This window comes from Citrobacter amalonaticus, assembly GCF_018252635.1.
GTDB classification, from domain to species: Bacteria; Pseudomonadota; Gammaproteobacteria; order Enterobacterales; family Enterobacteriaceae; genus Citrobacter_A; species Citrobacter_A amalonaticus_E.
Map to the genome: position 1 here is coordinate 304,590 of NZ_JAGTXM010000006.1, position 26,942 is coordinate 331,531.

Below are 26,942 nucleotides of genomic sequence, written 5' to 3' on the forward strand. Positions count from 1 at the left end.
GTCAGCACCTTTTCCGCTGTGCGGGCAGAAATATGAGCATCAGTCCGGTCATAATGCACAATACGCCCAACAGCGCTTTCAGGGAAAACGTGCCCTGCCAGCCGGGTAAGATCATCGACGCCATCCACACCAGCACATAACTCAGGCTGAGCAGCGCATACGCCTTACTCAGTGCGAGATGATGCAGCGCGTTATGCCAGCAGAAAACCGACAGCAAATAGCCCACTAAGCCTGCCAAAAGTGCGGGGGTACCCGTCTGGAAGGAGAACAGCGCAGGAATAAACGTTTGCCATTGCACCATCGGCGGCAGGTTCGTCATTGCAAAGCCCAGGCACAGTTGCGCGACGGAGGTGATGATCACACTGCATAATCCCCACAGTAATCCCATTACGCCGCACTCCCCAGAATAAAAATACCGCTGATGATCAGGACGATGCCCAGCCAGTGACGAAGCGCCACCGGTTCATGCCAGATTTTCCATGCCAGCAGGGTGACCCAGACAAAGTTCAGGCTGAGCATTGGGTAAGCGATACCCACGGGTATGTTCTGCAATACCCGCAGCCACAGGATCATCGCCAGGGCGAGACAGGCCAGCGCCAGTCCCAGCCACAGAAAAATATGGCGTCTGCGCACGCTTGTCGGCACACGGAGCGTAGCCTGCTTCTGGCATAACTGCCCTGCGACGCTGAGCAGGCTGGCCAGCACTAACGCCAGCCAGATCATTTGGGACGATACTGAATCAGTACCAGACGCCCCTGATTATCAATCTTATCGGCAGGCGGAATGGCAAGGCGGTTGATGTCTTCATCCTTCGCGATGGTGAGCACGAGCGTAATAATTCCCTCCTGACGGTGCTGGCTGAGCCAGTCCGCAAAATCGGCATAGCGGATGAACCGGCCTTTGGCATCGGGATAGTTAAGGCCATATTTCAGCTCGCCGGTTTGTCCATACATAAGGATGTCGTCCCGCTTCAGGCTCCAGGCCAGACCGGTGGCGACGCCTACGCTGTCGGTAAGAATGTAGCGGCTTGGCGCCAGGTTTTCCCGGGTCATTTCGACAAAAAACTGGGGCTGTTTGGATTCCATTACCCGATCGGGGACGGAATAACCAAACAACAGCGCCAGTGCTGCGGGACACAACGCGGCGTAAATCCAGCTTTTTTCGGTATTCGTCAGCGTATACCAGCCGAAAAGGGCCCACAGGAAAAAAATGCCCAGCGAACAGAAGACCTTGTACACCTCAATGTGCATCCAGACCGGCGATTTCAGCGGTCCCCACGGCGAGACAATCAGCGTGGCGATAATCCCGATGACGCCGAAAAGAATATTGATCCAGCCGTTGATGCGCAGCGCGGCAACGCCCTTATCCGCCGCGTTCAATCCGTATCTCGCCATCAGTATGGCGAGCGGGGCAAAACAGGACAGAATATAGGTCGGTAATTTGCCTTTCGCGATGCTGAAAAACAGCAGCGGCATCACTACCCAACCGAGCAGATAGAGCGCGCTGCGTGATTCATCGCGCGCCTGCCAGCCGGTCTTTAAGGCCCCGGGAAGCAGCGCAAGCCACGGCAGGCTTCCGGCGATCAGCACCGGCAGATAGTACCAGAACGGCGCTTTGTGCTGGGCGTCATCCATCGCGAAACGCTGGATATGTTCGACCCAGAAAAAGTAGTGCCAGAAATCAGGTTCCCGTTGGGCGATCGCCAGCCCCCACGGCAGAATGACGGCGATACAGCTGATGATCGCTAATCCGCCGTAGAGGAACAGATCTTTCCAGCGTTTCTGCACGGCGACCCACGGCAGCACGCTGAGTACCGGTACCGCAAGCGCCAGGAAGCCCTTCGTCATGACGCCCATCCCGCAGGTGACCCCCAGCAGCAGGAATCCGACGCTTTTTCCTTGCCTGGTGGTGGCCTGCATCGCCTGCCAGAAGCAGCACAGTCCCGCCATCAACCAGAGCGCAATCAGCGGATCGAGTACCGCGTAGGTGCCGATCCCGTAGACGATAAATAACGACAAGAAGATGATGGTCGACAGCAGGGCGGTACGTGTATCGCGCCATATGCGCATGGCGAGCCATCCCACCAGCGCGGCGGTGGCCAGCGTCGCGAATATCGCGCCAGCGCGAACGCCGAAGTTGTTCACCCCAAACAGCCACTGCCCGATGCTGTTGATCCAGTACCCGGCAATCGGTTTTTCAAAGTAACGCACGCCCAACAGATGGGGGACGATCCAGTCGCCAGAGGCCAGCATTTCACGACCGATCTCGGCGTAGCGCGTTTCATCCGGTTGCCATAACAGGCGCAGGTTGATGGGGATGATGTACCAGAGCGCGATCAGCGCGGCCAGGATCGGATAATAGCGGGTGTTTTTCATCGAATGAGACTCATCGCTTGCTGGCAGCCTAACCATCCTTCTCTTCCCGCGATGTTACCGCGAATAATTTCTCCCGGCGGCAAGGTACTGCGATCGTCAGGTAGCAGTTCGCCAAGCGGGCAGAAAGTGATGCCCGCATCGGCCGCACGCTGGAGCAGTTCCTCAAACTGGCTGTGCCAGGCACCGCCTTCGACTTCGGCATGAATGGTGTACACCGGCGTACCGGTATCCCGCTGCATTCGGGAGAGGATCCAGTCGTTGTAATCTTCCGCCTGAACCTCGCGACCCACCGCTTCATCCCATGTGGGCAGCGTAACCGGAATTTGTGGCGTAGCAAACGCATCAGCCCCGAGAACCGGACGGAACGGTGCCCGGCCGCGACAGTCGCTGTTATAACGCAGAGGAAATGTCTCTTTGGCGAGAACCACGCGCTGGTCGGCGCGCCAGCCCGCGACGGCTGAACAGGTCACGGGCTTGCCGGTGATCGCCTCCAGGGCGGTTATCCCTTGTGAAATATCAGCGATCAGCTGCTGTTCGCTCCACTGAGGGCTACGAGCCTGCCAGGCATGGTGATCCCAGGCGTGCAGCCCCGTTTCATGCTGGCGCGCCGCTTCACGGATAATCTCTGCGTTTGCGCGGCCGATTTCTTTTCCCGGCCAGGCGGTGCCGGCCAGCAGAATATCCCAGCCGTAAAGAGACGCGGCGTTTGAGCGCAGCATCTTCCACAGAAACTGCGGTTTAATCAGGCGCCAGAGATGGCGTCCCATGTTGTCAGGTCCAACGCTAAAGAAAAAACTTGCCCGAATGCGGTATCGGCTCAACGACGCTAACAGGCGTGGTACGCCGTCGCGGGTGCCACGGAAGGTATCGACATCAATACGCAAGCCAACTTTTGTCATGATGAATGTTCCCTGAGATCCACACTGCGCAGGAAGAAATCCAGCGTCTCGTCGACCGTTTCGCGCATATCGATGCCAGGCTCCCAGTCCAGGCAACGTTTTGCATTACGGATGTTGGGCTTACGGTGCTCCACATCCTGATAGCCTTTGCCATAATAGCTGCTGCTCTCAACCACCCGTAAGCCGGCAAACGGAGGGAAATGATTGCGCAGTGGATGTTTGTCGAAACTTTCCAGCAGCATTTCCGCCAGCTCTTTGATACTGGCTTCGTTTTCCGGGTTACCGATGTTGATGATTTCACCGTCACAGCGGCCGCCCGCGTTTTCAATGATCCGGTACAGCGCTTCGATACCGTCGCGGATATCCGTAAAGCAGCGTTTCTGTTTTCCGCCTTCAATCAGCTTAATCGGTGAACCTTCCACCAGGTTAAGGATCAACTGCGTAATGGCGCGTGAGCTGCCAATTCGTGCGGAATGCAGACTGTCCAGCCGCGGCCCCATCCAGTTGAACGGACGGAAGAGGGTAAAGCGCAGCCCTTCTTTTTCGCCATAGGCCCAAATGACGCGGTCGAGAAGCTGTTTGGACACTGAGTAAATCCAGCGGGGTTTATTGACCGGTCCGACAATCAGATTCGAGCTGTCCTCATCGAAAACCTTGTCGGTGCACATCCCGTACACTTCGGAAGTCGATGGGAAAATGATGCGCTTACGGTATTTCACGCAGTAGCGGATGATTTTCAGGTTCTCTTCAAAATCCAGTTCAAAGACGCGCAGCGGGTTGCGGGTATATTCAATAGGCGTGGCAATGGCCACCAGCGGCAGCACAACATCACATTTCTTAACGTGATATTCGATCCATTCAGAGTGAATGCTGATGTCGCCTTCCACAAAATGAAAACGCGGATGGTTGAGGAAACGACCAATCGCATCGCTGCCGATATCCAGACCATAAATTTCATAGTGGTCTTCGCGCAGCAGTCGTTCAGTAAGATGGTTGCCGATAAAGCCATTCACGCCGAGGATCAGCACGCGGGTACGGCGTTTACTGGCAGCCAGCGATGGGGTGTTTAAACGAGAACCTGCAACCAGTCCGAGGATTTGTGCTAACTGCGCGCCTTGCACCGTGATACCGTTGCCTGTTTCTCCGGTCACAACTTCCAGCGCGCCTTCGGAACAGGCGATCAGCAGAGGGGAGACGGAGATGACAGTACCCGGTTGCGCGGTATGGGTTTGCGGGTGGACGCGGGATGACCAGAGAGTGAATTTTTGCGTACCGGAATAGCTGAACGCGCCCGGCCAGGGGGCCGCGACCGCCCGCACCATGTTGTGCAGCGTCGTTGCCGGTAGGTTCCACGTCAGGAAACTGTCTTCAGGTGTGCGGCGACCAAAATACGTTGCCTCGCTCTCGTTCTGCGCAACGTCGCGCGTCTCTTTGCGTTTGATAGCGGGCAATGCCTGTTCCAGCACCCGTCGAGCGGTCTGGCAAAGCTTATGGTGTAACGTAAGAGCCGTATCGTCAGACGAAATAGCGACACGCTGTTGTTCGATAATGGCGCCTGCATCGGCGCGTTTGACCATGCGGTGCAGCGTCACGCCGGTTTCACTTTCGCCATTCACCAACACCCAGTTCAGCGGGGCGCGACCGCGATACTTCGGCAGGAGGGAACCGTGCAGGTTGAATGCGCCGGCCGGAGCCAGTTCCAGAATCGTCTCGCTGAGCAGATGACGGTAATAGAATGAGAAAATAACGTCGGGAGCGAGTTGACTGATACGCTCAGCCCAGATGGGGTGGTTGACGTCATCAGGGGCGTAGACCGTGATCCCCGCATCAGCGGCCAGGCGAGAAACGGAGCCAAAAAAAGCGTTTTCTCCCGGATTATCCGCATGCGTAAAAATAGCGGCAATCTCATAACCGGCGTCGAGCACGGCCTGAACGCCCAGACATCCCATATCGTGATACGCGAAGACAACGGCTTTCATTGTTGATTTTCCTTTGCAGAGTACGGGCTTTCCGGGCGAATAACTTGCTGGACGAAATAGCGGGGGCGGGCGCGAACATCGTTGTAAATTCGACCGATATATTCGCCGAGTAATCCCATCCCAATGAACTGCGCGCCGATGAAGGTAAACAGAACGGCAAACAGCATAAACACCCCTTCTGCCGCCCATTGTGGTCCCAGCGTCAGGCGGAGAATGACGAGGAGTATCGACAGGGTAAATCCCGTAACGGCAATGACGCTGCCAAGCAGGCTTAGCATGCGCAGAGGCGTTGTCGTCAGGCAGGTTACCAGGTCGTACATCAGGTTAATCAGGCGCATAAAGCTGTATTTGGAGTCACCAAATTCACGTTCAGCGTGGTGAACAGGGATCTCCGTGGCGCGTCGGGCGAAAATATTCGCCAGAATCGGGATGAACGTGCTGCGCTCATGACAATGCAACATGGCATCGATAATGTGACGGCGATAGGCGCGCAGCATACAGCCGTAGTCACCCATCGCTTTACCCGTCGTTCGTTGAATCAGATGGTTGATCATCTTCGAAGCGGTCTTGCGAAACAGACTGTCCTGACGATTCTGGCGCACGGTGCCAACCACGTCATACCCCTCAGCGGCTTTTGCCACCAGACGTGGGATCTCTTCCGGAGGGTTTTGCAAATCGGCATCGAGCGTAATGATCAGGTCGCCGGTGACGTGGCTGAACCCTGCCATGATGGCGGAATGCTGCCCGTAGTTGCGATTCAGTAAAATCGAAACAACATGACTGCCTTCGGCTTCTGATGCGTCGATCAATAATTGCGCGGAGTGGTCGCTGCTGCCGTCATCAATCAACAGGATCTCATAGTCTTTTCCCAGACTCTCGCAGGCCGTAGTGGTTCGCCTGAGCAGTTCCGGCAGGCTTTCCTGTTCGTTGTAGACAGGGATCACCACCGATACTTTCGTAATCGGAAGAGAGTCAAACATGGTTATTTTCCTGCAATCTGGCGAAGTGCGGTGATGACACGAGCAGTATCCGCCGGGGTCATATCAGGAAACAGCGGTAGCGAGCAGATACGTGCGCTGTTCCATTCCGTATTGGGGAGCGACGGGGTGTTAAAGCGCTCGCGGTAATATTTCTGCGTGTGTGCTGCACGAAAATGTAAACCGGTCCCGATCCCCTGAGCTTTGAGCGCCTCCATCAGCGCGTCACGGTTGATACCGCACTGAGTTTCGTCGGCACGAATAATAAACAGGTGCCAGGCATGGACATGGGGCCAGAGCGGCAGGCTCAGCGGTTGAAACGGTAGATCGGCCAGCGCCTGTTGATACGCGTGGGCGATGGATGCCCGACGACGGTTGAATGTCTCAAGTTTCTCTAACTGAACCAGCGCCATCGCTGCGTTAATGTCGGTCAGATTGTATTTGTAGCCTGGCGTCAGCACCTCCGCCTGCGGCGCGCGACCCCAGGTCTGGCGATCGTAGGCATCGACGCCCAGTCCGTGGAATTTCAGCTTACGTAACTCCCGGGCGAGTTGCTCGTCATCGGTGACAATGAGTCCTCCCTCTGCGCAGGTGACATTCTTGATGGCGTGAAAGGAGAAAATCGCGGTGCCCCGAGCGCCGACATGACGGCCCTTATAATAAGTCCCGACCGCGTGGGCAGCATCTTCGATAACCGTAATGCCGTGACGTTCCGCAAGGGCATAAATGGCATCCAGATCGGCCGGTGCGCCAGCGTAGTGGACGGGAATAATGGCTTTCGTGCGCGGAGTAATGGCGGCTTCAATGTGTTCAGCGGTGACCATCAGCGTGTCGCGATCGACATCCACCATCACCGGGGTTGCTCCCTGCAGCACAATCATGTTCAGGGTGGAGACCCAGGTCATTGACGGGGTGATGACTTCATCGCCGGCACCGATTCCCAGCGCCATGAGAGCGATATGCATACCTGCCGTGGCGGAACTGACGGCAATGGCGTGGTGGTTTCCGGTCAACTGGCAGAAGGCCTCTTCCAGTTGTTGATTTTTCGGGCCGGTTGTTATCCATCCGGAATCAAGGACCGCTTTGATTGCGGCAAGTTCTTCCGTACCTACTGCCGGGCGAGAGAAAGGCAGAAAATCAGACATTATATTTCCTTTAGCCATTTGGATACTGCGATCCTCTTATTTATTAAGTCATAAACAGGAGGCTAAACGAGAATTATCCAGTTAGCGCTAAATAGTAATGGCTGAATATTAATTTAACCTTAAGAATTTAACGTTATGGAAATATATCCTTTTTTCCTCATATTGCATTTGCGTTGGCCGCAGTTTTCGGGCATTTTGCCCACCTAAACGATCATGCCTTTGATTAAGCGGTACGCCGCAAGGTTATATTTCTGTTCGCCGTTAACGGGTGGAGTTTAATGTGTTTATCATGTCCCCATATTTTATCAAATACAAAAAATATACGATTATTCTGTTCTCGGCGCTGGTGATGATGGTAGGGCTGGGCAGCCATTTCGCCTGGAGCAGTAACGGATTGCCGGCAATCGATACCCGTACTCTGGCGGTACTGGCAAAACAGCATCCGGTGGTGGTGCTGTTTCGTCATGCGGAGCGCTGCGATCGGTCAGACAATACCTGTCTGTCGGATATAACAGGCATTACCGAACGGGGCGCGAAGCAAGCCCGCGCGTTGGGTGTCGCGTTTGGTAAAGAAATAAAAGACTACGATCTGTATGCCAGCGATACGGTGCGTACCATTCAGTCAGCGACCTGGTTTTCTGCGGATAAAAAGCTAACGGTGGATAAAGGTATGCATGCCTGTGGCCGGGGAACATATCAGGCTATTGAGCGCTTAGCTAATAAGTCGGAAAATAAAGACGTGGTGATTTTTACTCATAATCATTGTCTGACATATCTGGCAAAAAATATGCGTGGCGTTAAATTGACCCCGGATTATCTGGACGGACTGGTGATGCACATTGACAAGGGGAAATTATTCCTTGACGGTAAACTGGTGTCACGCTAATCCATATTATAAATAAAGAATGACAGCCGTGATGGCTGTCATCAGATATTACAATAACCCTTTCAGCGTTAAGGTTTTCACTGTCGCAACGTTCAGATCATATTTCGCTAAATCTTCCGGCCTGACCCAGGTAAACGCCTGAAACTCATCGTTGATATGCACCTCACGATTGGCGGCGGTGCAGTCGAAAATCAGGTAAATCATATAGATCTCTTCCTGACGGCCATCGGGGTAGGTTTTGGTACGAATATCATCGCTGAAGGTCCAGGGTTTGATATCCGTCAGAACCAGCTCAGTGCCCAGCTCTTCGCGAATCTCACGGCGCAGGGCCTCTTCAATACGTTCCCCTGGCTCAACGCCACCACCAGACAGCGCCCATTGACCCGGGAAAACGCCCCGGTCGTCGGCCATCTGGCACAGGAGATAACTTCCGGCATTCTGTATTAAGGGGCAAACAATAGTCCTTTGACGCACGGTAATGTTCCTTGAAGAAGAGGAGGGATTAGCAGGGAAAAGTTTATCCCCTGGGAACAGCAGAGAAAATGTTTATTTTCTATTCGCGCCGTGAATGTGCAGCAAGGGATAGTTATAAATAATAAATAGCATCCGAGTGTCTTCCTGAACGGTAATGCGGGTTAATGAGACTCTTCTTTCTCCTGTACGGTATTATTTAGTTACAAAATGTCGCACGATCGCTTTTTTAGCTCATTGATTCCTTAAGCCCTGACAGTACAATCCTGCGGTTTTGTGGAACTTTACGCATTTGCTTGCTGGAAAGGGTAAAAATGAAAAAAAGTGTCTTATTTGGAATAGCTGGAATGCTGTTCATTTCCGCCTCTGCGAGTGCAATGAGCATCAGCGGTCAGGCGGGTAAAGAATATACCAATATTGGCGTCGGCTTTGGCACAGAGTCCACGGGACTGGCGCTGAGCGGTAACTGGATGCACAGCGATGACGACGGTGACGTCGCGGGTCTGGGACTGGGGCTGAATCTTCCGCTCGGTCCATTGATGGCTACGGTGGGCGGCAAAGGAGTCTATACCAACCCGAACGACAGTGATGAAGGTTATGCTGCTGCGGTTGGCGGCGGATTACAATGGCCAATTGGCGACAGTTTCCGCCTGTTCGGCGAGTACTACTACTCTCCCGACTCGTTATCCAGCGGGATCCAGAGCTATGAAGAGGCGAATGCCGGAGCGCGTCTGACGATCATGCGTCCGCTTAGCATCGAAGCAGGCTATCGCTACCTGAATCTGGCGGGTAAAGATGGCAATCGCGATAATGCCATTGCCGACGGCCCGTATGTTGGGGTCAACGCCAGCTTCTAATTTTGGCGGCGCGGCCTTCTGCCGCGCCACTTTTATTCCCTTCCTGATATTTCTCTACCACGCCGCTTCCCCCTTTGCGTTATAGTATTTTCATCATAAAAGCAGGAGAACACGATGTTAAACGTGGAGATGTTATCCACCGGGGATGAAGTGTTGCACGGGCAAATCGTCGACACGAATGCTGCCTGGCTGGCCGATTTTTTCTTTAATCAGGGATTACCCTTGACCCGCCGTAATACGGTGGGCGATAACCTCGACGATCTGGTCGCCATTTTGCGCGAGCGCAGCCAGCATGCTGACGTACTGATCGTCAACGGTGGGCTGGGGCCGACCAGTGACGATCTCAGCGCGCTTGCGGCGGCGACGGCGAAAGGGGAAGGGCTGGTTCTGCACGAAGCCTGGCTTGCCGAGATGGAACGATTCTTCCGCGAACGCGGCAGAGTGATGGCGCCCAGCAATCGCAAACAGGCTGAACTGCCTGCCAGCGCTGAATTCATCAATAATCCCGTCGGTACCGCCTGTGGCTTTGCCGTGCAGCTCAATCGTTGTCTGATGTTCTTTACGCCGGGCGTACCGTCAGAATTTAAAGTGATGGTGGAACATGAGATCTTGCCGCGCCTGCGTGAGCGTTTCTCTCTCTCCGAGCCGCCGCTGTGCCTGCGTCTGACCACCTTTGGTCGTTCGGAAAGCGATCTGGCGCAAAGCCTCGACTCGCTTTCATTACCGGAGGGGGTGACGCTGGGTTACCGTTCCTCGATGCCGATTATCGAGCTGAAATTGACCGGACCGTATGTCCAGCGCGAAGCGATGCGTAGTCTGTGGCAGGAGGTCAAACGCGTTGCCGGTCAAAGCCTGATTTTTGAAGGTACCGAGGGACTTCCGTTGCAAATCGCCCGCGAGTTGCAGAAAAGGCAGCTCAGCCTGACGCTGAGCGAACAGTTCACCGGCGGGCTGGTGGCATTGCAGCTCTCCCGCGTAGGCGCGCCGCTGCTGGCCAGTGAAGTGGTGCCTTCACAGGAAGAGACGCTGGCGCAGACCGCGCACTGGACGACAGAACGGCGCGGTAACCACTACGCCGGGCTGGCGCTGGCGATCTCCGGGCTGGAAAACGATCACCTGAACTTTGCGCTGGCAACCCCGGACGGGACGTTTGCCCTGCGCGTACATTTTAGCGTCACCCGTCACAGCCTGCTGGTCCGTCAGGAGGTCTGTGCGATGATGGCGCTTAACATGCTGCGTCGCTGGTTCAACGAACAGGATATTGCCAGCGAGCATGGCTGGATTGACGTGGTTGAATCTCTGACGCTGTAGTCTTCAATCGCCCGATAGCGCTTCTGCTTTTCGGGCTGATTTTCTTTTTGTCCAACCCATTGTACTCCCCGCGAAAAAATCCGTGATTCACCTCGCATTTTTGCACGTAATTTCTCCATTCTGCTGGAAGAAAGACGCGACATGACGTGCTTCACAAATTTACCTGGCACGACCGACCACACTAATTCCAGTATCTCAGACTGGAGTCCAGTATGTTGGAATCAAGCAAAGTCCCGGCGCTCACCCGCGCCATTGATATTCTCAATCTGATTGCGCGAATTGGCCCCTGTAGCGCCGCCACGATTATCGAAACGCTGGGTATTCCTAAAAGTACGGCATACCTGTTGTTGAGTGAACTGAAACGCCAGCGTTTTATCAGCGTCGATCATCAGGAGAACTTTTGTCTGTGGACGAAGCTGGTGGAACTCTCCGGCCATGCGCTCAGCAAAATGGATCTGCGTGAACTGGCGCGCCCACGCCTGACGCAACTGATGGATGAAACGGGGTTGCTCTGCCATCTGGGGATCATCGACCATGAAAGCGCGTATTACATCCTGAAGGTGGAATCGTCTTCAACCATCAGCGTGCGTTCCCATGAAGGGAAAAGCCTTTCGCTGTATCGCTCTGGCATTGGTAAATGTCTGCTGGCGTGGCAACCCCCCGCCGCGCGCAACGCCATTATTGATCAACTGGTATGGGAACAGGCGACTCCCACCACGATCACCCAACCGCAGCAACTCCGTGATGAACTGGAACGCATCCGCCAGCGCGGCTGGAGCTTCGATAACGGAGAAGATTATCCGGATGTACGCTGCGTTGCTGCACCCATTTTTAATGCAAATAACGAACCCGCCGCTGCCATTTCGGTGGTCGGCACCCGCTTAGAAATCAACGAAGAGAATCGTGATTATCTTGCCGGCAAAGCCATTGCCTGCGCGAAGGATATTTCACGTCTGTTGGGATGGAAAAGTCCCTTCGATTCACTCGCATCATAATAATGGAGAACATCATGACCCTACCCAAAATTAAACATGTTCGCGCCTGGTTTACCGGTGGCGCTACGGCAGAAAAAGGTGCCGGCGGCGGCGATTATCACGACCAGGGGGCGAACCACTGGATTGACGATCACATCGCCACGCCGATGAGTAAATATCGTGAGTACGAACAGTCGCGCCAGTCGTTTGGCATTAACGTGCTGGGGACGCTGATTGTCGAAGTCGAGGCCGAAAACGGACAAACGGGGTTTGCGGTCTCCACCGCAGGGGAGATGGGCTGTTTTATCGTTGAAAAGCATCTCAATCGTTTTATTGAAGGGAAATGCGTTAGCGATATCAAACTCATTCACGATCAGATGCTCGGTGCGACCATGTATTACTCGGGCTCTGGCGGTCTGGTGATGAACACCATCTCTTGCGTCGATCTGGCGCTGTGGGATCTGTTTGGCAAAGTGGTCGGCCTGCCGGTCTACAAACTGTTGGGCGGCGCGGTACGCGATGAAATTCAGTTCTATGCCACCGGGGCCCGGCCGGATCTGGCAAAAGAGATGGGCTTCATTGGCGGCAAAATGCCGACGCATTGGGGACCACACGATGGCGATGCGGGGATCCGCAAAGATGCTGCGATGGTGGCGGAGATGCGTGAGAAGTGCGGCCCGGATTTCTGGCTGATGCTGGACTGCTGGATGAGTCAGGACGTGAATTACGCCACGAAGCTGGCACACGCCTGCGCGCCATCTAACCTGAAGTGGATCGAAGAGTGTTTACCGCCGCAGCAATATGAAGGTTATCGCGAACTGAAACGCAATGCGCCGGCAGGAATGATGGTCACCAGCGGTGAGCACCACGGTACGCTGCAATCCTTCCGCACACTGGCGGAAACCGGTATCGATATTATGCAGCCGGATGTCGGCTGGTGCGGCGGTCTGACCACGCTGGTCGAGATTGCGGCGATTGCGAAATCGCGCGGACAACTGGTTGTGCCGCACGGCTCGTCGGTCTATTCGCATCATGCGGTCATTACTTTCACCAACACACCGTTCAGTGAGTTCCTGATGACCAGTCCGGACTGCTCAACGATGCGGCCGCAGTTTGACCCGATTCTGCTGGATGAGCCGGTGCCGGTGAAGGGCCGCATCCATAAGTCCGTGCTGGATAAACCGGGATTTGGCGTCGAGCTTAACCGCGACTGCAATCTGAAACGCCCTTATAGCCACTAATGACCTGTGCGTTGCCGCAGCGGCGGCAACGCCCTCATTTCTTTGAGAGATCTTGCTATGAGTACTACTCTTCTTGACGGCGTGGTGAAGAAAAACCGCGCACGTTTGATCCCGTTTATGCTGGCACTGTATGTACTGGCGTTTCTGGACCGATCAAACATTGGCTTTGCCAAAGAGACCTATCAGATTGATACCGGGCTGAGCAATGAGGCCTACGCGCTTGGTGCAGGGATCTTCTTTGTGGTTTATGCCTTTCTCGGCGTGCCCGCTAACCTGCTGATGCGCAAACTGGGGGCCAGAACCTGGATTGGCACCACCACGCTGCTGTGGGGATTCCTGTCTGCCGCGATGGCGTGGGCGGATACCGAGGCGAAATTCCTGATTATCCGTACCCTGCTGGGGGCGGCGGAAGCCGGTTTCTTCCCAGGTATGATCTATCTCACCTCACAATGGTTCCCGCAGCGTAACCGCGCCAGCATCATGGGACTGTTTTACATGGGGGCGCCGCTGGCGTTGACGCTGGGATCGCCGCTGTCCGGCGCGCTACTGGAGATGCATGGTTTTATGGGCCATCCCGGCTGGTTCTGGATGTTCGTTATCGAAGGTTTGCTGGCGGTAGGCGCCGGGGTCTTCACCTTCTTCTGGCTGGATGACACCCCGCAACAGGCGCGTTTCCTCAGCGCTGATGAGAAAGCGGCGCTCATTAGCCAACTGGCGAGCGAAGAAGAGAAGAAAACCACGTCAAAACTCTCGGATGCTCTGCGTAACGGACGCGTCTGGCAACTGGCGATTATCTATCTGACGATTCAGGTGGCGGTGTACGGGTTGATTTTCTTCCTGCCGACCCAGGTTGCGGCGCTGCTGGGAACCAAAGTGGGCTTCACGGCGTCGGTGGTTACCGCCATTCCGTGGGTTGCCGCCCTGTTCGGGACCTGGCTTATCCCTCGTTATTCCGACCGTACAGGTGAACGCCGTAATGTCGCTGCGCTGACGCTGCTGGCGGCGGGGATTGGTATTGGTGTATCCGGTCTGGCGTCTCCGATGGTGGCGATTCTGGCGCTTTGCGTGGCGGCTATCGGTTTTATCGCCGTACAACCGGTGTTCTGGACCATGCCGACCCAACTGCTTTCCGGCACAGCGCTGGCTGCGGGCATCGGTTTCGTGAACCTGTTTGGCGCGGTGGGTGGGTTTATTGCGCCCATCCTGCGCGTGAAGGCGGAGACGATGTTTGCCAGCGATGCCGCAGGGCTGCTGACGCTGGCAGGCGTCGCCATTATCGGTTCGTTGATTATCTTCACGCTGAGCGTGAACCGTCCCGCGTCGCAACCGGGTGCTGCGCATCAATAATTTTATCCATGTTGTAAGGATCATTATGAACGCATTGTTAGTAAACCCTTTTAAGGACGCGCTCCGCAAAGGGGAAGTACAAATCGGACTGTGGCTGAGTTCGACAACCTCTTACATGGCGGAAATTGCCGCGACGTCGGGTTATGACTGGCTGCTGATTGACGGTGAACATGCGCCGAATACGGTGCAGGATCTCTATCATCAGTTACAGGCGATAGCCCCTTACAACAGTCAGCCGGTGATCCGCCCGGTGGAAGGTGCTAAGGCGCTGATTAAGCAGGTGCTGGATATCGGCGCTCAAACGCTGTTAATTCCGATGGTGGATAGCGCAGAACAGGCACGGCAGGTGGTGGCCGCCACCCGTTATCCGCCCGTGGGGGAGCGCGGCGTCGGGGCAAGCGTAGCGCGCGCGGCGCGTTGGGGACGTATTGATAACTATATGGCTCAGGCCAATGAGTCACTCTGTCTGCTGGTGCAGGTCGAAAGTAAAGCCGCACTGGATAATCTGGATGCGATCCTCGACGTGGACGGGATTGACGGTGTATTTATTGGTCCTGCCGATCTTTCTGCGTCGTTGGGTTATCCGGATAACAGCGGACATCCGGAGGTGCAGCGAATGATCAAAGAGAGCATCCAGCGCATTCGCGCAGCCGGAAAAGCGGCGGGCTTTCTCGCCGTCGATCCACTCATGGCGCAGAAATGTCTGGAGTGGGGGGCGAACTTTGTTGCCGTCGGCGTCGATACCATGCTGTATACCGACGCGCTGGACCAACGGCTGGCGATGTTTAAGTCTGTCCCGACAGGAAAAACGGTGAAAAGTAGCTATTAAGAAAACGCCCGGTGGCCTTGCGCCACCGGGCCACACACTTAACCTAATGCTTTCGCCAGCAGGGTAATCGGATGTTCGCAGCGTTTACTGGTGGACATCTCGATTTGCCATTTGCAGGTCTCGCAGTCGGTCACCACGATATCCGCACCGCTCTCTTCAATCTGTTTAAACAGTGGCGTGCCGATAGCTTGCGAAGTGGGGTAGTTCTCTTTTTTAAAGCCGTAGGTGCCGGCAATTCCGCAGCACTGAGAGTCGAGTACCGTGAGTTCCAGCCCCGGAATGCGGCGCAATAGCTCAAGGGTATACAGCGTCCAGCCCATTTTTTCCATATGGCATGGCGTGTGGTAGACCACTTTCAGCGGCAGCGTTTTCAGCGGCAGCGTTTTTCCTTCGTCCAGTTTCCGCCACAGCCAGCGGGTGGCCAGTTCGATATGTTCCCGCAGACCGCTGTTGTCGACGTCCAGCACTTCCGGATACTCGTCACGCAGTGCGAAGGTACAGGTCGAGGAGGTGGCAATCACCGGGATCCCCTTCACGTCGATCGCTTCACGCAATGATTCGACGTTGGTTACCGCCTGTTTCCGCGCTTTATCGGTAAAACCGTTGGCAATCAGCGGCACGCCGCAGCACTTCTCTTTGCTCAGCAGCTGGACGCCTGTGCCCATCGCGTTCAGCACCTTGATCAGGTCTTTTCCGAGCTGCGGATGGTTATAGTTCACAAAACAACCATGAAAGAAGGCAACCTGATCCTTGTACTGCGCCTGCTGGGCCGCCACGCTGCGATACCAGCGACGGAAGGTGCCGAAAGAGTATTTTGGCAACGTGCGACGATGATCGATTTTCAGCGCGTAATCAAGCAGCTGGCGCACCGGTTTCAGCGCGGTTGCCGTGTTGACTACCGGCGCGAACGGAGTAGAAACACTCCCCATCAGGTCGGTGTGGCTTAAGATAAAGTTACGCAGCGACGGGCGGGAGGTGTCGTATTTTGCCCGTGCGCGCTGAATAATATCGCCAATTTTGACATCTGAAGGACAGGCCACTTCGCAGCGTTTGCAGTTAATACAATATTTCAGCGCGTCGTCGTACAGGGCGCCATCTTTCAGGCGCAGACGCTCGCCGTCAGGACCGGCCTGTTTAGGTCCAGGGTAGCCTGGGTTAACACGGCTGACCGGACATGCGGTAGTGCATACCGTGCATTTGATGCAACTTTCAAAACTGGTATCACTCATTGCTCACCTCCTGCACGTGCTGCAATGTGATGGGCGGCATGTAACGCGGTGACTGCACAGACGCCGCCTCCGCATCCCTGGGCAATCGGATCGAATCCGCCGAGAACAGAGCCAATCGCATACAGATTATCGATGGTTTTCCCCGCCAGTGACGGGCGCAGCGTCTCATCGGTGGTGACGCCAAACTGCTGCCAGGGTTGTGCATCAAAGAAATCGCGTTGATACCATTCGGCACGGGTCGCCGCTTGCTGAACATCCAGCCCCAGAATCGGTTCGCGGATACCTTCGCGTTCGGCAATCAGACCACTGCTAAAGAAACTTCCGCTGGCAAGCACCGCGAAACGCGGGCGCAGGGGGATGTCCGCATGATTGCGCGTCCAGATTTCGCTCACCACGCCATTTTTACAGGTGACTTTCTTCACCTCATCGCCAGGCATCCAGATCCCGCCCTGGCGGACGAACTGACGCTGCAACTGGTTATGCAGTCGGATCCCCAGCACCGATGGCGGCAGCGTAGGCAGTAGCGTGAGCGAACAGGGCAGGCGCTCGTTGAGCCAGTGCCAGAGGCTGTCATCCGCCAGACCAAAGCAGGCGGGCATGATGATCATTTCGCAGGTTTGCGCTATCGGCAACAGCGCGTCATACAACAAGGGCCATTTGTCTTCGTTATCCAGAAAACGCGCAATGTTCACGGCGCGAAATTCGGTGGCGTTATCGCGCAACACATCCAGCTCCGGCAGGTCGATTTCGGCGGTCTCAACCTCCAGATCGTGTTGACGTAAAGAGGCGGCAGCCAGGTGCGCCTGAAAATCGAGTAACCCGCTGATCCCCACCACACAAATGCGTTTTGCCGCCAACGGCCAGACGGGAACTTCTGGTGAACTGAGCCAGGTTGAACGCAGCGTACCTAACGGGGTGACCCGCTGATGTGACTGCTGTACTTCACCGTGTAAGTGCGCGCCAGAGGCCGCCAGCAACGCCTGCGCTTGCCCGGCGAGTGTCAGTACGCGATGTGTTCCGAGTGTGGTGTAGGGATGTACAGGAGCCTGTTCGCGCAGCGCGTCCAGACCAATGGTTATGTCATTTACCGGTTGCCCATCCGGCAGCGCGCTGAGCAGATCCAGCGAGCCGGAAGAGAAGTGCAGGGCGCTCTGACCACGTGTTACCACCGCGCAGCGTAAGCCGCTCTTTTGCAACTGTAAACCGCATAGCAGTCCGGCAAGACCGCCACCCATAATGACCGTATCAAATCTCATCGCGCGGCTCCTTTTCCAGACCACATAATCCCTGGTACACCCAACGGGTAAATTCGCTTTCGCGCAGCGCATCACCCCAGGCGATAGGTTGTACGCCTTTCCAGCGCTCGTTGAGGAAGTCCGACAACTGGGTAATAGACTGCGCGGCGGTGGTGATGTTAAAGCGTTGCAGCAATCCGGCAGCGCGACAGGCGCAGAGTTCACCCTGACAGGTGCCCATCCCCACGCGGGTGCGACGACGGAGATCCAACAGGCTGTTGACGTTTAAATTTTCGACGGCGTACTGCACTTCACCGGCAGTGACGGCTTCACATTCACAGACCAGACTGCGGTGTTGACGGCCATGGCTCAACCAGGCCGGTGTACGGTCGCCGTGGCGATACACCGCAGAACCGCGCAGTGGAGCAGGCAGGGAGATCACGCGCTTTAGTGTGTTTTCCGTAGGCTCCTGCGAGCCAGGCAGTGGTGTGTCTGCGGTGATGCATGGGCGGGTATTGCCAAGTTTACGGCAGACCGCGTCAGTGGCCCATTCTGCCATCAGACGGTAGGTCATCAGTTTACCGCCGGTGATAGTGATAAACCCGTCCAGACCGTCGCGTTTCACGTGATCGAACAGCACAATGCCGCGACTGACATTACGACCGCTGGGATCATCATCGCTTGCCACCAGCGGGCGTACCCCGGAATAGGCGCGCAAAATGCGGGTTTTCGCCATAATCGGCGCCAGTTTTTCACCTTCACGCAGCAGAATATCGACCTCATCAGCGGTGACGCGGTTGCTGTCGATATCGTTGTAATCAATGTGGGTTGAGGTGGTACCAATCAGCGAAATCGTGTCGCCGGGCACCAGAATATCGGCATCGGACGGTTTGCGGCAACGGTTAATGACGTGCTGGTTGATGCGGTGATCCATGATCAGCAGCGAGCCTTTCGCCGGGAACATGCGGATGCTCAAATCGGCATACTCCGCGATCCGCTGTCCCCAGATGCCTGCAGCGTTAACCACCACCGGCGCATACAGCGTTTGCGTTTCGCCATTGAGATGGTTACGCACATGCACACCGCTAACGGTCGCGCCTTCACGGATCAATCCAGTCACCTCGTGGGCTGTCAGGATAATGGCACCGTGCTCTTTCGCATCGAGCATGTTGGCGGCAGTCAGGCGGAACGGATCGACCGTTCCATCCGGCACTTTGACCGCGCCGATCAGTTGTGGATTCACCGACGGCTCGATGATCCGCGCCTGCTGTGGGTCGATCGCTTCGGCGCGAATGCCAGCTTCTTCGCAGGCGCGAATAAAGGTGGCCTGAAAGGAAAGCTCATCCTCAGGCAGGGTAATGAACAGACCGTCCGTCGGCTCAACGCAGTGGCGGGCGATACGTTTCAGAATCTGGTTTTCGCTGATGCATTCACGGGCGGATTCCGCGTCGGTCACGGCATAACGCGCGCCGCTGTGCAGCAGCCCGTGGTTACGGCCGGTTGCACCGGTCGCAATATCATGACGTTCGACTAAAATGACACGCAGACCGCGCAGCGCGCAGTCACGGGCAATTCCTGCACCTGTGGCACCGCCCCCAATGATAATCACGTCACTTGTTTGCGAGTCGCGAGTTTTCATTGTTTTCCCTCACAGTTCGTTTTTTATCATTTAGCCACATAAAAAGCATGGTTTGTTTGATTTCGCGCATATTCGCTCATAATTCGAAAATGAAACGTGATTTCGTGCGCCTTTCTGAACATTTGTCATAAATCTGTAACAATATGTGCTGTAATTCACATTCTCGGCATGTATCTTTGCATAACATCGCGACCACACTGGAAGCAGCGGGGTTGCTTGTACCACCTGCGGTGTTTACCACTTATAAAAGACGGGCCACGGAGGCTACATTATGTTGAGTATTTTTAAACCAGCGGCGCACAAAGCTCGCTTGCCAGCAGCGGAGATCGATCCGACTTATCGTCGGCTTCGCTGGCAGATTTTCCTGGGGATATTCTTTGGCTATGCCGCGTACTATCTGGTGCGCAAGAACTTTGCACTGGCGATGCCGTACCTGGTCGAGCAGGGCTTTTCACGAGGTGATTTAGGGTTCGCACTGTCGGGGATCTCTATCGCTTACGGATTTTCGAAATTCATCATGGGGTCGGTCTCGGATCGCTCGAATCCGCGCGTCTTCCTGCCGGCCGGTCTGATTCTGGCCGCCGCAGTCATGCTGTTTATGGGCTTTGTGCCATGGGCGACATCGAGCATTGCTGTTATGTTTGTGCTGCTGTTCCTCTGCGGCTGGTTCCAGGGCATGGGATGGCCGCCGTGCGGACGCACCATGGTGCACTGGTGGTCGCAGAAAGAGCGTGGCGGAATTGTCTCCGTCTGGAACTGCGCGCATAACGTCGGCGGCGGGATCCCTCCGTTACTGTTCCTGCTCGGGATGGCCTGGTTTAACGACTGGAAAGCCGCGCTGTATATGCCTGCTTTCGGGGCGATCCTCGTGGCGATTTTCGCGTTCGCACTGATGCGTGATACCCCGCAGTCCTGTGGTTTGCCGCCTATCGAAGAGTACAAAAACGATTATCCGGACGACTACAACGAAAAAGCGGAAGAAGAACTGACCGCGAAGCAGATTTTCATGCAGTACGTCTTGCCGAACAAACTGCTGTGGTACATCGCTATCGCTAACGTCTTCGTTTATCTGCTGCGTTACGGCATCCTCGACTGGTCTCCGACCTATCTGAAGGAAGTGAAACACTTCGCGCTGGATAAATCCTCCTGGGCCTACTTCTTCTATGAGTACGCCGGTATTCCTGGCACCCTGCTGTGTGGCTGGATGTCGGATAAAGTGTTCCGTGGCAACCGTGGCGCAACCGGTGTGTTCTTTATGACGCTGGTAACTATCGCTACCATCGTTTACTGGATGAACCCGGCCGGTAACCCGACTGTCGATATGATTTGTATGATTGTCATCGGCTTCCTGATTTACGGTCCGGTCATGCTGATTGGTCTGCACGCGCTGGAACTGGCGCCGAAGAAAGCGGCGGGGACCGCAGCAGGCTTTACCGGCCTGTTTGGTTACCTCGGCGGCTCCGTGGCGGCGAGCGCTATCGTTGGCTATACCGTTGACTTCTTCGGCTGGGACGGCGGTTTCATGGTAATGATCGGCGGCAGTATTCTGGCGGTGATCCTGCTGGTTATTGTCATGATCGGTGAAAAACGCCATCACGAAGAACTGCAACAGAAACGCAACGGGGGCTAAGTGAATGAAAACAGCACTGAAAAACCTGAGTCTGACGCTGATGATGGCGGGCGCGGTAATGGGAAGCCATGCCCTGGCCGCCAGCAGCACCGATAAAGTCGTCATTGCCCACCGCGGTGCGAGCGGCTATCTGCCGGAACATACGCTGCCCGCGAAAGCGATGGCCTATGCGCAGGGGGCGGATTATCTGGAACAGGATCTGGTGATGACCAAAGACGACCACCTGGTCGTCCTGCATGACCATTACCTGGATCGCGTCACGGACGTTGCTGAGCGTTTCCCCGAACGGGCGCGCAATGACGGTCGCTACTACGCCATCGATTTTACGCTGGACGAAATCAAATCCCTGAAGTTTACCGAAGGGTTTGATCTGGAGAATGGTAAGAAGGTACAGACCTATCCAGGCCGTTTCCCGATGGGTAAATCGGACTTCCGCGTGCATACCTTTGCCGAAGAGATCGAGTTTATTCAGGGGCTGAACCATTCTACCGGCAAGAATATCGGTATCTATCCGGAGATCAAAGCACCGTGGTTCCATCATCAGGAAGGGAAAGACATCGCGGCAAAGACGCTGGAAGTGCTGAAAAAATATGGTTACAGCGATAAACAGGACAAAGTATATCTGCAAAGTTTTGACGTGGCGGAACTCAAGCGCATCAAAAACGAGCTAGAACCCAAAATGGGGATGGACCTGAACCTGGTACAGTTGATTGCGTATACCGACTGGAATGAAACTCAGGAGAAAAAGCCAGACGGCAGTTGGGTCAATTACAACTACGACTGGATGTTCAAACCCGGGGCGATGAAACAGGTGGCGGAATATGCGGACGGTATCGGTCCGGACTACCACATGCTGATTGATGAGAAGTCGACGAAAGGCAATATCGTGTTGACTGGCATGGTTCAGGACGCCCATCAGAATAAGATGACGGTTCATCCTTATACGGTGCGCGCCGATCAGTTGCCGGATTATACGACGGACGTGAATCAGCTGTACGACATTCTGTATAACAAAGCGGGTGTGGACGGGCTGTTCACCGACTTTCCCGATAAAGCGGTGATGTTCTTACGTAAAGAGTAAAACTGCGTTAACTCTCTCCACTGCACCCCAAAAGCGGGCAACCGCTCAGTAAGGTGCAGTTTTTTTTATCTCATTTTCATAAAAAAAGACCTGAAAAACGCACACCAGATCAAGAAATCCACGCCGGAACATAAATAACTTAAGAAATTCTTAAGCAGGCGATTTATATTAATCATCTGAATAGTTTATGTCGTTATTGTAACGGATGAGGCAGAAATGGTGCAGGAAGAGTTTAATCACTGGTGGGCAACGGAAGGCGATTGGGTCGAAGAACCGAATTATCGACGCAAAGGGATGAGCGGTGTGCAATGCATCGAACGTGACGGGAAGAAACTGTATGTGAAGCGGATGACTCAGCACCTGTTTCACTCGATACGCTATCCCTTCGGACGTCCGACGATTGTGCGCGAGATCGAGGTGATCAACGAACTGGCCCGTGCGGGTGTTATCGTGCCGAAAATTGTCTATGGCAAAGCGACAAAAATTGACGGTGAGTGGCGTGCGCTGCTGATCACTGAAGATATGAAAGGCTTTGTGAGCATTGAGGAGTGGTATAAACAGCATGCGGTGACGCCATATCCTGATGAGGTGCGCGATGCAATGTTAAAAGCGGTCGCGTTGGCCTTTAAAAAGATGCACAGCGTCAATCGTCAGCACGGCTGCTGCTATGTACGCCATATCTATGTGAAAACGGAAGGGACGGTTGAAGCAGGGTTTTTAGATCTGGAAAAAAGCCGCCGTCGTTTGCGTCGTCATAAAGCGGCACAACATGACTTTTCCCAGCTTGAGAAGTACCTGAGTCCCATCCCGAAAGCGGACTGGGAACAGGTGAAAGCGTATTACTACGCGCTGTAACGCGCGTTACATCTCAATTTCAATATCGCCTTTTGCCCTGCAGCAGCAGGGCAAAATTTCGCCTGGCTGAATGAACGCTAACGGTTCCGCGATCCAGTCGACCTGGCCTGTAATCAGCCGGGTACGGCATGAGCCGCAATAGCCTTCGCGGCACTGATATTCCACTTCAACGTTGTGCGACTCAAGTGCGGCGAGCAGGGAAGGGTGTTCATCCTGGCACAGCAGCTGTGTGCCAGTGATGCGCAGCGTGACGCGTCCCATCAGAGCTGGAAGTTACTCAGATCGTCGGTATCGACTTCAGAGTCAATCTGCCCGACCAGATAAGAACTCACTTCCACTTCCTGCGGGGCCACCTGAACGTTATCGGACACCAGCCAGGTGTTGATCCACGGAATCGGATTTGAACGGGTCTGGAACGGCAGATCCAGACCGACTGCCTGCATACGAATGTTGGTGATGTATTCGACATACTGGCAAAGAATGTCTTTGTTCAGGCCGATCATCGAGCCGTCGCGGAACAGATAGTCTGCCCACTCTTTTTCCTGCAGGGCGGCCTGCACAAACAGGTCATAGCACTCCTGCTTACACTCTTCAGCAATTTCTGCCATTTCCGGATCGTCAACGCCGCTGCGCAACAGGTTCAGCATATGCTGAGTGCCGGTCAGGTGCAGCGCTTCGTCACGGGCAATCAGACGAATGATTTTAGCGTTGCCTTCCATCAGTTCGCGCTCGGCGAAAGCGAATGAGCAGGCGAAGCTGACGTAGAAGCGGATGGCTTCCAGCGCGTTGACGCTCATCAGGCACAGATAGAGTTTTTTCTTCAGTTCACGCAGGTTCACGGTGACGGTTTTGCCGTTCACGGTGTGCGTCCCTTCGCCCAGCAGATGCCAGTAGCTGGTCATCTCAATCAGCTCATCGTAATAGCTGGAAATGCCTTCCGCACGTTTCTGGATCTGCTCGTTGGTGACGATGTCATCAAACACGATGGCTGGATCGTTAACGATATTACGGATGATATGAGTGTAAGAGCGTGAGTGAATGGTCTCGGAGAAGGCCCAGGTTTCGACCCAGGTTTCCAGTTCCGGGATGGAGATCAGCGGCAGCAACGCCACGTTCGGGCTACGTCCCTGAATAGAGTCCAGCAGCGTCTGGTATTTCAGGTTACTGATAAAGATGTGTTTCTCATGCTCCGGTAACGCCTGGTAGTCGATGCGGTCGCGGGAAACGTCAACCTCTTCCGGGCGCCAGAAGAACGAGAGCTGCTTTTCGATCAGCTTTTCGAAGATGTCATATTTTTGCTGATCGTAACGGGCCACGTTAACCGGCTGACCAAAAAACATCGGTTCCAGAAGCTGGTCATTTTTCGTCTGTGAAAAAGTGGTGTATGCCATGAATATGTCCTGTTTGGAGTTTAATCCCGGATGGCGCGACGCTTATCCGGCCTACAACACGATGCATTTGTAGGCCGGATAAGGCGTTTACGCCGCCATCCGGCATCACAATATCAGATCTTACATGCGCCGCTTTCGCAGCCATCATCCTGAATGGATGGCACCAGATCGTCCTGGGCATCTTCCGCACCGTCACGGGTGTTCTGATAATACAGCGTTTTGACCCCGAACTTATAGGCGGTGAGCAGGTCTTTAAGCAACTGCTGCATCGGCACTTTTCCTGACGGGAAGCGGGTCGGATCGTAGTTGGTGTTCGCCGAAATCGACTGATCGATAAATTTCTGCATCACGCCAACCAGTTGCAGGTAACCGTCGTTACCCGGCATTTCCCACAGCAGCTCATAGGCGTTGCCCAGGTGCTCATAATCCGGCACCACCTGGCGCAGGATACCGTCTTTCGACGCTTTAATGCTGACGTAACCGCGCGGCGGCTCAATACCGTTAGTGGCGTTCGAGATCTGCGAAGAGGTCTCGGATGGCATCAGAGCGGAGAGCGTTGAGTTACGCAGACCGTGGGTCTTGATGGACTCACGAAGCGCTTCCCAGTCATGATGCAGCGGCTCGTTGGTGATGGCATCCAGATCTTTCTTGTAGGTATCGATCGGCAGAATGCCCTGTGCGTAGGTGGTTTCGTTAAACCACGGGCAGGCGCCTTGTTCAATCGCCAGTTCGTTAGAGGCTTTCAGCAGATAGTACTGAATGGCTTCAAACGTTTTGTGCGTCAGGTTGTTGGCGCTGCCGTCGGAGTAACGCACGCCGTGCTTCGCCAGATAGTATGCGTAGTTAATCACGCCAATACCCAGCGTACGACGCCCCATCGCACCACGTTTAGCGGCCGGGATCGGGTAGTCCTGATAATCTAGCAGCGCATCGAGAGCGCGAACGGCCAGTACCGCCAGCTCTTCGAGTTCCTCGAGGCTGTTAATCGCTCCCAGGTTGAACGCGGAAAGCGTACACAGGGCGATTTCACCGTTTTCGTCGTTTACATCCATCAGCGGTTTGGTGGGCAGCGCGATTTCCAGACACAGGTTAGACTGGCGTACCGGTGCGACCTGCGGATCGAACGGGCTGTGGGTGTTGCAGTGGTCGACGTTCTGAATGTAGATACGACCGGTAGAGGCGCGTTCCTGCATCATCAGCGAGAACAGTTCAACGGCTTTAACACGCTGTTTGCGAATGCTGTCGTCTTTTTCGTATTTGGTGTACAGACGCTCGAACTCGTCCTGATCGGCGAAGAACGCGTCATACAGGCCCGGGACGTCGGACGGGCTGAACAGGGTAATGTCTTCACCTTTCAGCAGACGGGTGTACATCAGTTTGTTGATCTGTACGCCGTAGTCCATGTGACGTACGCGGTTGCCTTCCACGCCACGGTTGTTTTTCAGTACCAGCAGGCTTTCCACTTCCAGATGCCACATCGGGTAGAACAGCGTGGCCGCACCGCCGCGCACGCCGCCCTGAGAGCAGGATTTTACCGCCGTCTGGAAGTGTTTATAGAACGGAATGCAGCCGGTGTGGAACGCTTCGCCGCCGCGAATCGGACTGCCCAGCGCACGGATACGACCCGCGTTGATACCGATACCGGCACGCTGGGAGACGTATTTGACAATCGCGCTGGAGGTGGCGTTGATCGAGTCCAGGCTGTCGCCACATTCGATCAGCACGCAGGAGCTGAACTGACGCGTTGGGGTACGCACACCGGACATGATTGGCGTCGGCAGAGAAATTTTGAACGTCGACACCGCGTCATAAAAACGTTTCACGTATTCCAGACGAGTTTCGCGCGGGTAATTCGAGAACAGGCAGGCTGCCACCAGAATGTAGAGGAACTGGGCGCTTTCGTAGATCTCACCGGTCACACGGTTCTGTACCAGATATTTTCCTTCCAGCTGTTTAACGGCAGCGTAAGAGAAGGTCATATCACGGTCGTGTACGATGAACGAGTCCATCTGCTTGAACTCTTCTTCCGTGTAGTCTTCCAGCAGATGATTGTCGTATTTGCCCATTTCAACCATTTTCACCACATGGTCAAACAGTTTCGGCGGTTCGAACTCGCCGTAGGCTTTTTTACGCAGATGGAAAATCGCCAGGCGCGCCGCCAGATATTGATAATCCGGGGCATCGCGGGAGATCAGGTCTGCCGCCGCTTTAATGATCGTTTCATGGATATCGGAGGTCTTGATACCGTCATAAAACTGGATGTGGGAACGCAGTTCGACCTGAGAGATCGATACGTTATTCAGTCCTTCTGCCGCCCAATCCAGAACCCGATGGATTTTGTCGAGATTGATGCGCTCTGTACTACCATCACGCTTTGTCACCAGCAGACTCTGATTCATGTGGTTTTTACCTGTCCGTGAAAGAAAAAATATCCCCTACATTATCCACAATGCCACCTTGTGACTAACTCTGTGGATAAATACTATATGTAGGGGTTGAGTGTTAAAGTAAACGCTATATGGTGAGTATTCTAGTTGGGATTCTTTTCAGCACAAGAGTTGATTTTGAGGTTAAATTGAGGTTGCAAAAGG

At 54.7% G+C, this 26,942-nt stretch carries 24 protein-coding genes and 1 pseudogene; 11 read left to right on the forward strand and 14 right to left on the reverse strand.

What is annotated here, in order from left to right:
• Position 1: 1 nt before the first annotated feature.
• Genes arnF through arnB form a run of 7 tightly spaced genes read right to left on the reverse strand, consistent with a single transcriptional unit; the run spans position 2 to position 7,375 of the window.
• A complete protein-coding gene (arnF, locus tag KE671_RS19090) occupies positions 2 to 388 on the reverse strand; it encodes a 4-amino-4-deoxy-L-arabinose-phosphoundecaprenol flippase subunit ArnF (protein ID WP_206164152.1) in 387 nt (128 codons plus the stop codon).
• Positions 388 to 723, reverse strand: coding sequence for a 4-amino-4-deoxy-L-arabinose-phosphoundecaprenol flippase subunit ArnE (gene arnE / locus KE671_RS19095; RefSeq protein WP_206164153.1), 336 nt, complete (start codon positions 721 to 723; stop codon positions 388 to 390). The genes arnF and arnE overlap by 1 nt, the downstream gene beginning before the upstream one ends.
• Positions 720 to 2,375 (reverse strand): lipid IV(A) 4-amino-4-deoxy-L-arabinosyltransferase, encoded by a 1,656-nt coding sequence (gene arnT, locus KE671_RS19100; protein ID WP_206164154.1) that lies wholly within the window; start codon positions 2,373 to 2,375, stop codon positions 720 to 722. Before arnT ends, arnE begins: the two co-directional genes overlap by 4 nt.
• Positions 2,372 to 3,274, reverse strand: a complete 903-nt coding sequence (gene arnD / locus KE671_RS19105; protein WP_206164155.1) for a 4-deoxy-4-formamido-L-arabinose-phosphoundecaprenol deformylase — start codon at positions 3,272 to 3,274, stop codon at positions 2,372 to 2,374. The genes arnT and arnD overlap by 4 nt, the downstream gene beginning before the upstream one ends.
• Complete coding sequence (gene arnA / locus KE671_RS19110) at positions 3,271 to 5,253, reverse strand: bifunctional UDP-4-amino-4-deoxy-L-arabinose formyltransferase/UDP-glucuronic acid oxidase ArnA (protein ID WP_206164156.1); 1,983 nt, start codon at positions 5,251 to 5,253, stop codon at positions 3,271 to 3,273. Before arnA ends, arnD begins: the two co-directional genes overlap by 4 nt.
• Entirely contained in the window at positions 5,250 to 6,233 is a 984-nt protein-coding gene (arnC, locus tag KE671_RS19115) for an undecaprenyl-phosphate 4-deoxy-4-formamido-L-arabinose transferase (RefSeq protein WP_206164157.1), read from the reverse strand. The genes arnA and arnC overlap by 4 nt, the downstream gene beginning before the upstream one ends.
• A gap of 2 nt (positions 6,234 to 6,235) precedes the next feature.
• The gene (gene arnB, locus KE671_RS19120) at positions 6,236 to 7,375 is read right to left on the reverse strand and encodes a UDP-4-amino-4-deoxy-L-arabinose aminotransferase (protein ID WP_206164158.1); all 1,140 of its coding nucleotides are present in this window, start codon (positions 7,373 to 7,375) and stop codon (positions 6,236 to 6,238) included.
• 289 nt (positions 7,376 to 7,664) lie between these two features.
• Here arnB and KE671_RS19125 point away from each other — a divergent pair, with 289 nt between their 5' ends.
• Entirely contained in the window at positions 7,665 to 8,261 is a 597-nt protein-coding gene (locus KE671_RS19125; RefSeq protein WP_206164159.1) for a histidine phosphatase family protein, read from the forward strand.
• Positions 8,262 to 8,309: 48 nt separating this feature from the next.
• Here KE671_RS19125 and nudI read toward each other — a convergent pair whose 3' ends face one another.
• Positions 8,310 to 8,735, reverse strand: coding sequence for a nucleoside triphosphatase NudI (gene nudI, locus KE671_RS19130; RefSeq protein ID WP_206164160.1), 426 nt, complete (start codon positions 8,733 to 8,735; stop codon positions 8,310 to 8,312).
• Positions 8,736 to 9,046: 311 nt separating this feature from the next.
• Here nudI and KE671_RS19135 point away from each other — a divergent pair, with 311 nt between their 5' ends.
• The 6 genes from KE671_RS19135 (at position 9,047) to yfaU (ending at position 15,291) form a co-directional block, all read left to right on the forward strand.
• Positions 9,047 to 9,589 (forward strand): YfaZ family outer membrane protein, encoded by a 543-nt coding sequence (locus KE671_RS19135; RefSeq protein WP_206164161.1) that lies wholly within the window; start codon positions 9,047 to 9,049, stop codon positions 9,587 to 9,589.
• A gap of 114 nt (positions 9,590 to 9,703) precedes the next feature.
• Entirely contained in the window at positions 9,704 to 10,900 is a 1,197-nt protein-coding gene (locus KE671_RS19140) for a nicotinamide mononucleotide deamidase-related protein YfaY (RefSeq protein WP_206164162.1), read from the forward strand.
• Positions 10,901 to 11,112: 212 nt separating this feature from the next.
• A complete protein-coding gene (locus KE671_RS19145) occupies positions 11,113 to 11,895 on the forward strand; it encodes an IclR family transcriptional regulator (RefSeq protein WP_206164163.1) in 783 nt (260 codons plus the stop codon).
• Positions 11,896 to 11,909: 14 nt separating this feature from the next.
• A complete protein-coding gene (rhmD, locus tag KE671_RS19150) occupies positions 11,910 to 13,115 on the forward strand; it encodes an L-rhamnonate dehydratase (RefSeq protein ID WP_206164164.1) in 1,206 nt (401 codons plus the stop codon).
• Between the two features lie 57 nt (positions 13,116 to 13,172).
• Positions 13,173 to 14,462, forward strand: a complete 1,290-nt coding sequence (locus tag KE671_RS19155) for an MFS transporter (protein WP_206164165.1) — start codon at positions 13,173 to 13,175, stop codon at positions 14,460 to 14,462.
• A gap of 25 nt (positions 14,463 to 14,487) precedes the next feature.
• Positions 14,488 to 15,291, forward strand: a complete 804-nt coding sequence (gene yfaU, locus KE671_RS19160; protein ID WP_206164166.1) for a 2-keto-3-deoxy-L-rhamnonate aldolase — start codon at positions 14,488 to 14,490, stop codon at positions 15,289 to 15,291.
• Between the two features lie 38 nt (positions 15,292 to 15,329).
• Here the strand turns inward: yfaU and glpC are convergent, their stop codons facing one another.
• From glpC to glpA, 3 genes are read right to left on the reverse strand one after another with little or no spacing between them, the layout of a single operon-like run.
• Entirely contained in the window at positions 15,330 to 16,520 is a 1,191-nt protein-coding gene (gene glpC / locus KE671_RS19165) for an anaerobic glycerol-3-phosphate dehydrogenase subunit GlpC (RefSeq protein WP_206164167.1), read from the reverse strand.
• Positions 16,517 to 17,776: a glycerol-3-phosphate dehydrogenase subunit GlpB gene (glpB, locus tag KE671_RS19170; RefSeq protein ID WP_206164168.1), complete on the reverse strand. Its 1,260-nt coding sequence runs from the start codon at positions 17,774 to 17,776 to the stop codon at positions 16,517 to 16,519. The genes glpC and glpB overlap by 4 nt, the downstream gene beginning before the upstream one ends.
• Positions 17,766 to 19,394 (reverse strand): anaerobic glycerol-3-phosphate dehydrogenase subunit A, encoded by a 1,629-nt coding sequence (glpA, locus tag KE671_RS19175; RefSeq protein ID WP_206164169.1) that lies wholly within the window; start codon positions 19,392 to 19,394, stop codon positions 17,766 to 17,768. The genes glpB and glpA overlap by 11 nt, the downstream gene beginning before the upstream one ends.
• A gap of 271 nt (positions 19,395 to 19,665) precedes the next feature.
• Between glpA and glpT the strand changes: the two genes are divergently transcribed.
• The 3 genes from glpT to inaA all read left to right on the forward strand — a co-directional run bounded on the left by glpT (position 19,666) and on the right by inaA (position 22,960).
• Positions 19,666 to 21,024 carry a glycerol-3-phosphate transporter gene (gene glpT, locus KE671_RS19180; RefSeq protein ID WP_206164170.1) on the forward strand — a complete coding sequence of 453 codons (1,359 nt, stop codon included), beginning with the start codon at positions 19,666 to 19,668 and terminating at the stop codon, positions 21,022 to 21,024.
• 4 nt (positions 21,025 to 21,028) lie between these two features.
• Positions 21,029 to 22,105, forward strand: coding sequence for a glycerophosphodiester phosphodiesterase (gene glpQ / locus KE671_RS19185; RefSeq protein WP_206164171.1), 1,077 nt, complete (start codon positions 21,029 to 21,031; stop codon positions 22,103 to 22,105).
• 216 nt (positions 22,106 to 22,321) lie between these two features.
• Entirely contained in the window at positions 22,322 to 22,960 is a 639-nt protein-coding gene (inaA, locus tag KE671_RS19190; protein WP_206164172.1) for a lipopolysaccharide kinase InaA, read from the forward strand.
• 6 nt (positions 22,961 to 22,966) lie between these two features.
• Here inaA and yfaE read toward each other — a convergent pair whose 3' ends face one another.
• Positions 22,967 to 23,221, reverse strand: coding sequence for a ferredoxin-like diferric-tyrosyl radical cofactor maintenance protein YfaE (yfaE, locus tag KE671_RS19195; protein WP_199997794.1), 255 nt, complete (start codon positions 23,219 to 23,221; stop codon positions 22,967 to 22,969).
• Positions 23,221 to 24,351, reverse strand: coding sequence for a class Ia ribonucleoside-diphosphate reductase subunit beta (nrdB, locus tag KE671_RS19200; RefSeq protein WP_206164173.1), 1,131 nt, complete (start codon positions 24,349 to 24,351; stop codon positions 23,221 to 23,223). The genes yfaE and nrdB overlap by 1 nt, the downstream gene beginning before the upstream one ends.
• A 20-nt stretch (positions 24,352 to 24,371) precedes the next feature.
• On the opposite strand from nrdB, the pseudogene KE671_RS23120 reads away from it, so the two are divergent.
• Positions 24,372 to 24,464 (forward strand): annotated as a pseudogene (locus tag KE671_RS23120) (hypothetical protein); the annotation flags it as partial.
• On the opposite strand, the gene nrdA reads toward KE671_RS23120, so the two are convergent.
• Complete coding sequence (gene nrdA, locus KE671_RS19205) at positions 24,465 to 26,750, reverse strand: class 1a ribonucleoside-diphosphate reductase subunit alpha (RefSeq protein WP_206164174.1); 2,286 nt, start codon at positions 26,748 to 26,750, stop codon at positions 24,465 to 24,467. It abuts the pseudogene before it with no gap.
• Between the last annotated feature and the right edge of the window lie 192 nt (positions 26,751 to 26,942).